This window comes from Microbacterium sp. bgisy203, assembly GCF_057706945.1.
Genome location: NZ_JBYIPF010000002.1, coordinates 105,648 through 116,905, shown reverse-complemented (window position 1 = coordinate 116,905; position 11,258 = coordinate 105,648). Strand labels below are relative to the sequence as shown.

Sequence of the window (11,258 nt, the reverse complement as noted above, 5' to 3'; positions counted from 1 at the left end):
TTACACGAGCGCAACATTCGAAGGATGCGCCGTTAATACTGCGACGCGACGATGTTCAGACGGTTCTTCATCGGGGGATGGAGCGCCGTTCATCCGCCCGACGGTGTGTGGGCAGAGTCCGCGTGATTCATCGCGGATCGAGCAGCAAGGGGAACTGCACCATGGAAACACCGAAGTACCTTCAGACTCTCTGGGCCTACAAGTGGCTGCTCCTCTTCGGCGCCGTCGTCGCCGCGGCGGCTGCGTTCTTCGCCGGCTTCCAGATCCAAGACGGGCAGGTGGTCTCTCGCACTGCGAAGACCTACTCGGCCGCGACGACGATGCTCGTCACCAGTCCGACCCAGTCGATGTATCAATCGGAGACCCAGGCGGAGACCGTCCCCGAAGGCGGCACACCACCGGTGAACGCCGACCTCGCCCAGTCGGCACTGCTCTACGCCTACATGATCACCGGCGACGAGATCCGCAGCGAGGTCGAGGCGTCCGTCGGGCCTCTCGACGAGGACACCGAGTCGATCACCGCGCTCCGCCGGACCACGCAGCCCGCCGGTGACGAGCGGTTCCCGGGTCGTTACGAGCTCCCGGTGCTCGAGGCCGTCGGCATCGCCGCAACGCCCGAACGCGCGGAGGAGATCTCTCGCGCCGCCGCGACCGCGTTCCAGTCCTACCTCGTCGAGCAACAGGACTCGCAGCAGATCGCGGAGAACCAGCGAACCTCGGTCGAGCCGCTCGCCGAGGGCAAGGCGGTCGAAGGCGACGGCTCGAACCCCGCCATCCCGGTCGTCGTGACCTTTTTCGGCGTCTTCCTCGCCTTCGTCGTCCTGGCATTCGTCGTCGCGGGGATCCGTTCGGGCGCCCGCAAGCGACGGGCTGCCGACGACACCGCCGGTGCGGCAGGCGAAACCGACACCACCGGCACGTCGATCGACGCCGTCGAGGACGTACCGACGGACGACGCCGCGACCGACGAAGAGCCCGGTGGCGAGCGCACCCGGTCGACGCGGCGCGAGCGCGGAGAACTCGTCACCGCCGGTACCCACGACGAGAACTGAAGCCCCGGTCGAGCCGACCAGGCCACGGACATGACCATCGACGCCACCGTCCCGCGTCGGGACGAGCGCGCGACGACGAAGAACGGCGGACAACCCGCGCCGCCACGACGCGGCTGGATCATCGCCGCCGCTCTCCTCCTCGCCGCCCTCGTCCTCGTCGCGGTCATCTTCCTGCCTCCGCTCATTCCGGGTGCACTGCTCCTGGGGCTCTCGGCGGTGTTCCTCAGCCGCCGCATCCTCTTCACCTGGCCCGCTCTCCTCTTCCTGCTCGCGGTCAGCATCATGTTCATCCCGGCGCGGCGCTACGCGTTGCCGATCAACATCGGCTTCGCGCTCGAGCCCTACCGCGTCATGATCTTCATCGCGATCATCTGCCTGGCCGGCGCTTTCCTCGTCAACCCGCGGCGCCGTTGGAGGCCGGTGGCCTTCGGGTGGCCCCTCGGCATCTTCGTCGCGACGCTGGTCGTTTCGTTCATCGCGAACGGGACACGACTGGTCGAGGCGGGTCTCGCCACCACGTCGCTTTCCGCCTTCGTCCAGCTCGGCACGCTCGTGAGCGTGTGGTTCACGGTGCGCCAACTGCTCACCTCCGAGCGCACGACGATCACCTTCCTCACGCTCCTGTCGTGGTGCGCGATGATCGTCGCGTTCTTCGCCGTCATCGAGCGCGTGACACGGGTGAACGTGTTCTGGCGTCTGTCGGAGTTCCTGCCGCTCATGATGCTGCGCGACGGGGGCGAGGCGACGCGGGCCGGCGTCAACCGTGCCTACGGTTCGGCGCAGCATCCCATCGCCCTCGCGGTGCTGCTGTGCATGTTCATCCCGATCCTGATCTACCTCGCCAAATACGCGCTCTACCCGCGCAACCCGATGAATCGGCGCATCGTCTACACCGTCGGCACGATCCTCGTCTTCGGCGGAATCGTGGCAGCCATCTCACGCACCGCCGTCGTCGTTCTCGGCGTGATGTTCCTGCTCGGGCTCATCTTCGTCCCGCGCGTCGCTCTCACCTCTCTCGTTGCGGCGGTGCCCCTGCTCGTCCTCGCAGGCGCGGTCGTGCCGGCGCAGCTCGACTCGATGCTCTTGTCGTTCCTGAACGTCGACGAGCTCGTGGCCTCGCAGTACACCTCGGCAGGCATGCGCGGCGCTGGCCGACTCGCCGACCTCGAACCCGCCATGGCGGAAGTCGCCCAGAATCCGTTCTTCGGCCTGGGGTTCGGCAGTCGCATCGTCACCGGCGACGATGCGAACTCGTTCATCCTCGACAACCAAGTGCTCGGCGTCCTGATGGAGGCCGGCGCACTGGGAGTCGCCGGGTTCGCGGTGTTCATGCTGGCGCCGGTCGTCATGCTGCTCTTCTTCGCCCTCCGCCGCGCGGCCGAGCGGCGCCACGCGATGCTCGCGGTCGCGGTCGCCGTCGCGATCGCCGGCTATTCGGCCTCGCTGTTCTTCTTCGACGCGTTCGGCTTCTTCCAGTCGTTCCTCATGCACATGATGCTGCTCGCGGTCGGCGGGTGGGTGCTCACGGAGACGCCCCGGCGTACGGCCAGCACGCGCACGGTTGAAGCTACGGCGACCGTGGCGCCGACGACAGCGGGAGCGTCATGACCCTCCGCGGATCGGTCGTCATCCCCGCACACGATGAGGGGGCCGTCATCGACCGCCTTCTCGACGTGCTCTCCGGCGACGTCCGCAGCGCACTTCTCGAGGTCGTCGTCGTGGCGAACGGATGCCGTGACGACACCGCTTCGCGGGCGCGTCAGCACAACGGGGTCACGGTCGTGGAGATCGAGACCGCATCGAAGATCGCCGCTCTCGAAGCCGGGGACGCGACCGCCGTCGCGTTTCCCCGCGTCTACCTCGACGCCGATGTGTCGATCGACGTCGACACTCTGCTCGCGCTGTGCGATGCGCTGCTCGGCGACGGCGTCGATGTCGCCTCACCGCGACTGATCGTCGACACGAGCCGGGCATCGTGGGCTGTGCGCCAGCACTATCGGGTGTGGGAGCTCACCGACTACCGGCTGCGGGGACACATCGGGTCGGGTGTCTACGCGCTCTCGCAGGACGGTCGCGCCCGCTTCGGGCACTGGCCGGATGTCATCGCCGATGACCGCTTCGTGCAGCAGCTCTTCTCTCCCGATGAACGCCTGACCCTCGAAGACCACGCCTTCACCGTCCGCAGCGCGAGAAGCATCCGCGCTCACCTGCGCCGTTCCGTCCGCATCGCGCGCGGCAACCGCGAGCTTGCCGCCGAGCTTCACACCGCACCACCCGCGCGCGCTGCGGGTCGCGGGTCACTGCTGCTTCGTGTGGGCGCTCGTCCCTGGCTTTGGCCGGCCTTCCTCGTCTACTGCGTGACCTGGACGGCGCCGAACATCATCGCCGCCCGCACGATGGCACGCGGGGACCGCCAGGCGTGGAACCGCGACGAGACGTCACGGGTAACGGCATGACCCTCCGCACGTCGCCGCGAGTCACGATCGCCACCGCGATCGTGCTCGCCGCAGCGCTCGGCGGGTGCACGTCCGCACCGGCGCCGCGCTCCTCCGTCGACCTGTCGGGCATGCCGAGCGCCGGCGCCGACGACATCGACGTGATCGGCGTGCTCGGCGACTCCGTCTCGCTCGGGGTAAACGCCTGCGGCGAGGTGGGCCGCTGCGGCGCGGCGTCTTGGGCGTCGGGCGACGACCCGTCGGTCGCCTCCGTCGCGCTGCGCGTCGCCTCCGTGACCGGCGACGCTCCGAAGGTCAACAACCGTGCCAAAGACGGCGGGACGGTCGCAGACGCGCTCGACGTCCGCGTCGATGAAGTCATCGGGTCCCAGCCCGACCTCGTGCTCGTGCTCCTCGGCGGCAACGACGTGTGCAAGGGTGATCTCGACTCGATGACGCCGGTCGACACATTCCGTGCGGAGTACAGCGAGCTGGTGGCCCGGGTGCACGACGGCGCACCCGATGCACGGATCCTCGCGCTCTCCATCCCCGACCTGCATCGGCTGTGGGAGATCGGCCACGAAGATCCGAAGGCGCGCGACGTGTGGAACTCGAGCCCCTCGTGCCGCAACCTCCTCGGCGATGCCAACGACATGAGCCCCGCCGCCGAGGAGCGTCGCGCGGCCGTGACGATGCGCAATCAGGAGCTCAACAGCGTCATCGCCGACGTGTGCACTTCGGAGCTCTCGTGCACGACCGACGGCGGGGCGCTCTACACGTACCCGTTCGAACGCGACGAGATCTCGTCCGTGGACTACTTCCACCCGTCCGCGCTCGGTCAGAAGGCGATCGCTCAGATGGCCTGGACCGCACTCGAGGAGGCAGCACCATGACCACTCTGCTCGTGGCGATCTCCGGAGGCCACCTCACGCAATTGAAGATGCTCTCCGGGCGCATCGTCGACGACGACGTCGTCTGGTTGACCAACGACACGGCGCAGAGCCGATCGCTTCTCGACGGAGAACGGGTCTACCACGTGCCCACGCGACCACCGCGGGACTATGCCGGCGTGCTTCGTGACACCCACGTCGCCTCTAGGATCCTCCGCGATCACGACATCCATGCCGTCATCAGCACCGGTGCCCAGATCGCCCTGTCCGCGCTGCTGCCGGCATCCCCCCGGCGCATCCCGTTCACCTACATCGAGAGCGCGACGCGCGTGACGGGCATCTCCACGACCGGCAAGATCATGGAGCGCGTGCCGTGGGTGCGGCGGTTCGTGCAGTACCCGCACGCCGTGAACGACCGCTGGGCGTATGCACTGTCGGTCTTCGACGGATTCCGCGCCGAAGACGCACCCGCCGCCGACAGTGAGATCTGTCGCGTCGTCGTGACCGTCGGCGGGAACGGCGACTTCGGGTTCCGCCGTCTGGTCGACGCCGCCGCGGCCGCCATTCCCTCAGACGCCGACGTGCTGTGGCAGATCGGCTCGACCGACCCGACCGGCCTCCTGTTCGAGACCGTGAAGTCGGTGCCGTCCGCAGACCTGGCCGACGCGCTCGTGGCCGCCGACGTCGTCATCGGCCACGCCGGCACCGGAACAGCACTCGCTGCGCTGCAGGCCGGGAAGATCCCCATCCTCTCTCCTCGATCCGTTGAGCACGGCGAACACGTCGATGCGCATCAGCGGGACCTCGCCGACTTCCTCGCCGAACGCGGCCTCGCGATCGTCTGCGACCCCGAGGAACTTTCGCGCGAGACGCTCGAACTCGCCCGCCGGCACCGCGCCGTGCGCAGCACCGACCTCGCCGCCGTCACTCTCTGAAGGAGCGCGCACCGACCATGTCGACCGATGTCAGCATCGTGATGGTGAACTACAACACGCGCGACCAGACCGTCGACGCCGTGAAGTCGGTCCTGCGCGAGCGGGGCGACGTGTCAGCGCAGATCATCGTCGTCGACAACGGCAGCGAAGACGGGTCGGTCGAAGGTCTCGAGGATCTGCGCAGCACACTCCCCGACCCCTCTGTCATCGACATCGTCGACGCGGGCGAGAATCTCGGGTTCGCCCGAGCGGTCAACGTCGGCGTGGAGCGGGCGCGAGGCGACTATGTGCTGCTGCTCAATCCCGACACGACCATGCTCGAGGGGAGCCTTCCCGCCCTCGTGCGCTTCGCACGCGCCAACCCGCAGTATGGGGTCTTCGGAGGCCGCACCGTGCGGCCCGACGGCGGCGTCGAGCCGTCATCGTGCTGGGGCGCGCCGAGCCTGTGGTCGCTGACCGCGTTCGCCCTGCTGCTGTCGACACTGTTCCGGCAATCGCGCCTCTTCGACCCGGAGTCCCTCGGGACCTGGCCACGCGACACGATCCGCGAAGTGCCGATCATCACGGGATGCCTTCTTCTCATGGCCCTGAACGATTTCCGGGCCATCGGCGGAATGGACGAAGACTTCTTCCTCTACGGAGAGGATGCCGAACTCAGCATGCGCGCGCGCGCCCATGGCATGACCTGCATCGTGTACCCGCCGGCGACGATCGTCCACACCGTCGGCGGATCGTCCACGAGCACGACCAAGGGGGCGATGGTCATGGCGGGCAAGGTGACCTACCTCAACAAGACCTGGTCGCCGCGCCGCGCCGCCGTCGGGCGAGCACTTCTGCACACCGGTGTCGCCGCACGCGCGGCGTTGGAGATGGCTACGCTGCGGGGGCACCGACCCTGGGGCGCGGTCTGGCGAGGTCGCCGCGACTGGGCACCGGGCTACCCCGCCGCCCGCGCCGCGATCTTCGGCGACTCGTCGCGGGCGGACGACGTGAGCGTCGCGCCGGCCTGAGCAGCGGCCGCCCGGCCCGCTTCAGCCGGTCCGAGGATCCATCGACTCACGTCCTCGAGGAAACGTGCCGTATCGAAGCTGAGCGCCCGACGACGCGCGTCGCCCGCATCGAGCGACCCCGCACGATCCACCGCCGACGCCACAGCGACAGGGTCGTCGATGTCGACGTGGAAGCCCGTCACGCCGTCGAGCACCGACTCGGCCGCGCCGCCGATCCGGTTGACGATCACGGGGCATCCTGCCGCCATCGCCTCGACCGGGATGATCCCGAAGTCCTCCACGGGAGGGAACACGAACACCAGCGCCCGTTGGAAGAGTGCTCGCATCATCGCATCCGAGACGAACCCGAGCATGTGCACCGGGACCGTCGACTCCGCGGCGAGGGCCTGGAGCCTGGCCGCTTCGGGGCCGGTGCCCGCCAGCACGACCGGTACACCGATGCGTCGTCCCATTCCGATCACCGCGTCGTGCCTCTTGTAGGGCACGAGACGAGAGGCCGCCATGAGGAAGCCGCGCTCGGGCAACGACTCCAGAATGTCCTGCTCCTGCTCCGTGAGCCTGTCGCGCCACTCGCCGCCCTCGACGATCCCCGCGGCATCCACGGGAGGGTAGATCACCCGCGCGTCCCGCTCCCAGGCGCGGATGATCCGCCGGCGGACGAACTCGCTGTTCGCCGCGAGATCGCCCGCGTCGCGCGCCGCTGCGCGGTCGACCGCGCGCAGCACCGAACGCGGGGCCGACATCAGCGCCCCCGCTCCGCGACCGTCCAACGACGGCTCCCACAGGTAGCGGGCCGGCGTGTGCACATACGAGAACTTGGGCGTGGAGCCGTCCACGGCGCCGAATCGGCAGTGGTGGGCGAAGACATACGTGCTCGTGAGCACCCAGTCCGGCTCGAAATCCACCCGCGCCCGCTTCCAGGTCGACGACATGAGCGGCAACGCGAGCGCTTTGTGACGACGCAGCGTCGTCCTCGCCATCCACGACTCCGCCACCGTGTCGGGGGCGAACCTTTCATCGTCGTCGCACCACAGCGCGAACAACCGAGAGTCGGGCAACGCGATGCGCAGGGCGTCGAGGACCTGCTCAGCCCCACCCGACCGTTCGATCCACTCCTGCACGATCAGACCTGTCATGTCCGCCCCCATCCGTGTGCTGCACGTACGCACCCCCGGCGCGCGTTCCTCAATACGCTCCGTCGCCCTTCACGACGGCCCGCACTGTCTTGGCGAGGATCACGATGTCGCCCGAGAGGGACCAGTTCTCGACGTAGTAGAGGTCGATCTTGACGCTCTCCTCCCACGTCAGATTCGAGCGGCCGCTCACCTGCCAGAGCCCCGTGACCCCGGGCCGTGTGAGCAAGCGCCGACTGACGTGGGACTCGTACTGCTCCACCTCGCTCGGCAGCGGAGGTCGCGGACCGACGAGGCTCATGTCACCGCGGACGACATTCCACAACTGCGGCAGCTCGTCGAGCGAGTACTTGCGGAGGAACCGCCCTGCACGCGTGATCCTCGGGTCATCGGCCATCTTGAACAGCACGCCGTTGCCCTGATCGGCGTCGCGGAGCGCCGCCAGGCGCGCCTCGGCATCCACCACCATCGACCGGAACTTCAGCATCTCGAATCGCGAACCGTTCGCGCCGACCCGCCCCTGACGGAAGATCACCGGCCCGCCGTCACTCGCGCGGATCGCGACCGCGATCGCGATGAGGAGCGGCGACAGGATCACCAGGGCGAGTGTGCCGAGCGCAACATCGAACGCGCGCTTGGCGATGTGCGCCGTGCCCGAGTACCGCGGCAGATCGACATGCACCATTGGCAGCCCGTTGATCGGTCGCATATGAATGCGGGGGCCGGCGACGTCCGTGAGACGCGACATCAGGATCAGCTCCACATTGGAGTTCTCGAACTCCCAGCCCAGACGCCGGATCGCCTCGTTGCCACCCGGCAGGCTGCCCGCCACCATCACCGCGCGCGCTCGACTGCGCTTGGAGACCTCCGCTACCTTGGCGAGCTCGATGAACGCGAGGTCGTAGCCATCGACGGGGGCCGATCCGCGATCGGGGCTCGACAGAGGAAGCGAGGGCATGCTCACCGCGATCGCGCGGTACCCCACCCGATAGTTCCGCCGCAGGTCGCGAACGACCCGAAGGACGTCCTCTTCCGAGCCCACAATGACCGTCCCCGTCATGCACCGACCACGACGACGCAGCGAATGGAGGCAGGTGCGCCAGACGCCGCGTGAGACCACGAGCATCACGAGACCCACCGGCAGCGCCACTGCGAGATAGCCGCGCGCGATGTCGACCTGCAGCAGGAACGCGACGATCGCAAGAACACCGAAAGTACCGAACGTCGCCTGCAGCACCCGTTGATACTCGACCATGCCAGTGCCGATGTTGCGATGCACGCGGGTGCGGAACGCCGACAGCGCGACCATCCAGATAAGGACAACACCGCCGCCGAGGAGAAGGTACGCGAGGTCGGTGCGCGACCCTCCCGGTTCGCCGAATCTCAAGAATTGGGCCAGCGCGACGGCCAGCACGACGGTGGCCAGGTCCGTCGCCACGAGACCGATGACGAGGCGCCGCCGCCAGCCGAGGCGACGCGGCTGTCTCGCGATCTCGGCACCCGCCGAGATGATCGGAGTGAGCGTCGCCGCCGGCAGGGCAAGCGAACGAACAGGTGCTGCAATAGTCGATTCCGCGGCCATCGGCCCCCCCAGGCCTTCTCAGCGTCCCCCCGGACGCCTCCGACACTCTCGCGTAGAGCCAGCTGCTCGCTCCACGATCACTAACAGATCGCGTGGTGCTTGGGGTCCAAGCATGCCCGCTCCGGCGAGCTCGCTCCACCCCTTCAAGACGTTCGTTACACAAGTTTCGGCGCCGCGTGACACTCCGTTAACACTGCGGCCGAACAGCCACTCGGACGCGCGGGAAGGGCAGTGTCTCGGACGCCGCAGACGCCGACTACGCCGCGCGCCGAGCGATGGCGAAGATCGTCTCGTGCCGCGCGGCCCAGGAGTTCTGATCGACGAATCTCATCCGCTCGTCCTCAGTCGCTCGACCGCGCTCGAGTGCTTCGTCGATGACATCGACGAAGTCGGCCACCGAGTCGACGAGATAGACACGATCGTCGATCCCGCGCACCGGAGGCAGATCGATCGATAGCACCGGGCACCCCGCCGCCAGGTACTCGTACAGCTTCAGGGGGCTCATAGCCTCCGTCAGCGGCGTCCGCCGATGCGCGACCAGGCAGAGCTCCGCGTTGCGGAGCGTCGCGACCAGCTCGGCGCGCCCGACGCTCAGGTGCACGTGCACGTTCGCGAGCGCCGCGGCATCCGCCACATACGAGCGATCCGGCAGGGGGCCGAGCAAGACGATCTGCAACTGCGGCCGCGCTCGCGCCAGGGCCACGATTCCGGGAACATCCAGTCGCGAATCGAGCGTGCCGACGTAGACCGCGCGCGGACCGGGGATGTCCGCAAACCACCGCGGCGCCTCGGGCCGTGCGCCTGACCATTCTGCAGGCTCGACACCGTTCGGCACGACCTCGTGCGGTCCCGTCGGAGCGATGCGATCGATGATCTGCTGCGACACGGCGGTGACCGCACGACCCGAGACTGCGATGCGCGCATACGCCACACGGAACGCATCCCAATACTCTTCGCGTCCAGGCGAGCTCAGCCAGTCATCGCGCGCGAAATAGGTCGCGCTTCGCGCCCAGTCGAGCGCGGCGTACCCCGCCACGAGAGGATTCGTCGTGAGCACCAGCGGGTCACGCAGCCCACGCCGCGCCACCGCGCGGGCGAGGGCGCCGTCGTACGCGGCGTAGTCGCACTCGACGGCCGCGACCTCCGGACGGTCGACACGGCGCAGTCGCATCGGCGACAGGAGCCAGCGGTCCGTCAGCGACGGAAAGCGGGCGTCGCGATCGAGAAGCGGGCCGGCCATCACGCGCGGCGCCCATCGAAAGGGGTTGGCGATGAGCAACCGCCGCACCTGAGGGCTCGCTATGAGACTGGCGGCGATGCGATCCGGAGGACGCATCATCCCGCGACGTACGGCATCGGTGTATGTCTCGAACGAGAACGTGAAGACAACGTCGTCGGCGTCGCCCGGCGTCGGGGGCGCGACCGTGCGATCGCCCGCACGCGAGTCCGCCGCGCTCACGAGACCGGCAGCTCTCGCACGACCCTGGCTGGAGCGCCCACGGCGACCGAGCGCGGGGGAACGTCACCGGCGACGACCGAGTTCGCCCCGATGACCGACTGCTCTCCGATCGTCACACCCGGGAGAATGACCGCGTTCTGCCCGATCCAGCTGCCCCGTCCGATGCGCACCGCGCGCGGCGCCGTCATCCCCTGATCGCGGATCGGGACGTCGGTGCGCGAGAAGGAATGAGAGTGATCGGAGATGTACACCCCGGACGCGATTCCCACCGCTTCCTCGATCACGACGCTGTGGACGGCGGAGATCGAGGTTCCGCGCATCCGCACTCGATCGTGGATCACGAGTACCGGTCCGGGCGATTCACGAGAGGGAACCATGAGCCAACTGCCCGCGGCGATCAGCACGTTCTCGCCCACCGCGATCTTCTCCGCGCCGGCGATGCGGGTGGGTAGCAGGATGCGCGAGCCCCCTCCGAAGCTGTGGAAGGCCGAAGCGGCGAGCCTGCTAAAGACAGAGTCTCGCGCTCGCTGCAAACCGATGAAGACATCCAGTACGTGCACGAGCCCCCGATTCCCGACACCCCCGGCAACCCGTATCCCCGCTGCCTCTCGGGCAGGCTATTACGCCGATCCGGCCAACTCACGCGAGTGCGGCAGAGTTTACGCCCGCGTAACAGGTTGGACGTCTGCATCCGCCACCCTGATTCCACGGAAGGCGAAGGGGACGCACTTCCGCTTGGGTGGCTGCGCCGCCCGGGAATTC

At 68.2% G+C, this 11,258-nt stretch carries 10 protein-coding genes; 6 read left to right on the top strand and 4 right to left on the bottom strand.

Annotation, left to right across the window (positions count from 1 at the left end; genetic code table 11):
• Positions 1-161 precede the first annotated feature (161 nt).
• Genes AC3ENQ_RS03945 through AC3ENQ_RS03920 form a run of 6 tightly spaced genes read left to right on the top strand, consistent with a single transcriptional unit; the run spans position 162 to position 6,322 of the window.
• A complete protein-coding gene (locus AC3ENQ_RS03945; RefSeq protein WP_431801932.1) occupies positions 162-1,052 on the top strand; it encodes a hypothetical protein in 891 nt (296 codons plus the stop codon).
• Positions 1,053-1,082: 30 nt separating this feature from the next.
• Positions 1,083-2,660 (top strand): O-antigen ligase family protein, encoded by a 1,578-nt coding sequence (locus AC3ENQ_RS03940; RefSeq protein ID WP_431801930.1) that lies wholly within the window; start codon positions 1,083-1,085, stop codon positions 2,658-2,660.
• Positions 2,657-3,508 carry a glycosyltransferase family 2 protein gene (locus AC3ENQ_RS03935; protein ID WP_431801928.1) on the top strand — a complete coding sequence of 284 codons (852 nt, stop codon included), beginning with the start codon at positions 2,657-2,659 and terminating at the stop codon, positions 3,506-3,508. Before AC3ENQ_RS03940 ends, AC3ENQ_RS03935 begins: the two co-directional genes overlap by 4 nt.
• A complete protein-coding gene (locus AC3ENQ_RS03930; RefSeq protein ID WP_431801926.1) occupies positions 3,505-4,380 on the top strand; it encodes an SGNH/GDSL hydrolase family protein in 876 nt (291 codons plus the stop codon). Before AC3ENQ_RS03935 ends, AC3ENQ_RS03930 begins: the two co-directional genes overlap by 4 nt.
• Positions 4,377-5,312: a glycosyltransferase gene (locus tag AC3ENQ_RS03925; protein WP_431801924.1), complete on the top strand. Its 936-nt coding sequence runs from the start codon at positions 4,377-4,379 to the stop codon at positions 5,310-5,312. The genes AC3ENQ_RS03930 and AC3ENQ_RS03925 overlap by 4 nt, the downstream gene beginning before the upstream one ends.
• 17 nt (positions 5,313-5,329) lie before the next feature.
• Complete coding sequence (locus tag AC3ENQ_RS03920) at positions 5,330-6,322, top strand: glycosyltransferase family 2 protein (RefSeq protein WP_431801922.1); 993 nt, start codon at positions 5,330-5,332, stop codon at positions 6,320-6,322.
• On the opposite strand, the gene AC3ENQ_RS03915 is transcribed toward AC3ENQ_RS03920, so the two are convergent.
• From AC3ENQ_RS03915 to AC3ENQ_RS03900, 4 genes are all read right to left on the bottom strand, one after another.
• A complete protein-coding gene (locus AC3ENQ_RS03915; RefSeq protein WP_431801920.1) occupies positions 6,250-7,458 on the bottom strand; it encodes a glycosyltransferase in 1,209 nt (402 codons plus the stop codon). The genes AC3ENQ_RS03920 and AC3ENQ_RS03915 overlap by 73 nt on opposite strands.
• Before the next feature lie 49 nt (positions 7,459-7,507).
• Positions 7,508-9,037 carry a sugar transferase gene (locus AC3ENQ_RS03910; protein ID WP_431801919.1) on the bottom strand — a complete coding sequence of 510 codons (1,530 nt, stop codon included), beginning with the start codon at positions 9,035-9,037 and terminating at the stop codon, positions 7,508-7,510.
• Between the two features lie 256 nt (positions 9,038-9,293).
• On the bottom strand, positions 9,294-10,277 hold the full coding sequence (locus tag AC3ENQ_RS03905; RefSeq protein ID WP_431802582.1) for a glycosyltransferase family protein: 984 nt from the start codon (positions 10,275-10,277) through the stop codon (positions 9,294-9,296).
• 215 nt (positions 10,278-10,492) lie between these two features.
• Positions 10,493-10,912, bottom strand: a complete 420-nt coding sequence (locus AC3ENQ_RS03900; protein ID WP_431801917.1) for an acyltransferase — start codon at positions 10,910-10,912, stop codon at positions 10,493-10,495.
• Positions 10,913-11,258: the final 346 nt, after the last annotated feature.

Excerpts from the sequence above, each read along its gene's own strand:
- AC3ENQ_RS03945 (WP_431801932.1), top strand. The coding sequence starts at position 162 with ATGGAAACACCGAAGTACCTTCAGACTCTCTGGGCCTACAAGTGGCTG.
- AC3ENQ_RS03940 (WP_431801930.1), top strand. The coding sequence starts at position 1,083 with ATGACCATCGACGCCACCGTCCCGCGTCGGGACGAGCGCGCGACGACG.
- AC3ENQ_RS03935 (WP_431801928.1), top strand. The coding sequence starts at position 2,657 with ATGACCCTCCGCGGATCGGTCGTCATCCCCGCACACGATGAGGGGGCC.
- AC3ENQ_RS03930 (WP_431801926.1), top strand. The coding sequence starts at position 3,505 with ATGACCCTCCGCACGTCGCCGCGAGTCACGATCGCCACCGCGATCGTG.
- AC3ENQ_RS03925 (WP_431801924.1), top strand. The coding sequence starts at position 4,377 with ATGACCACTCTGCTCGTGGCGATCTCCGGAGGCCACCTCACGCAATTG.
- AC3ENQ_RS03920 (WP_431801922.1), top strand. The coding sequence starts at position 5,330 with ATGTCGACCGATGTCAGCATCGTGATGGTGAACTACAACACGCGCGAC.
- AC3ENQ_RS03915 (WP_431801920.1), bottom strand. The coding sequence starts at position 7,458 with ATGACAGGTCTGATCGTGCAGGAGTGGATCGAACGGTCGGGTGGGGCT.
- AC3ENQ_RS03910 (WP_431801919.1), bottom strand. The coding sequence starts at position 9,037 with ATGGCCGCGGAATCGACTATTGCAGCACCTGTTCGTTCGCTTGCCCTG.
- AC3ENQ_RS03905 (WP_431802582.1), bottom strand. The coding sequence starts at position 10,277 with ATGGCCGGCCCGCTTCTCGATCGCGACGCCCGCTTTCCGTCGCTGACG.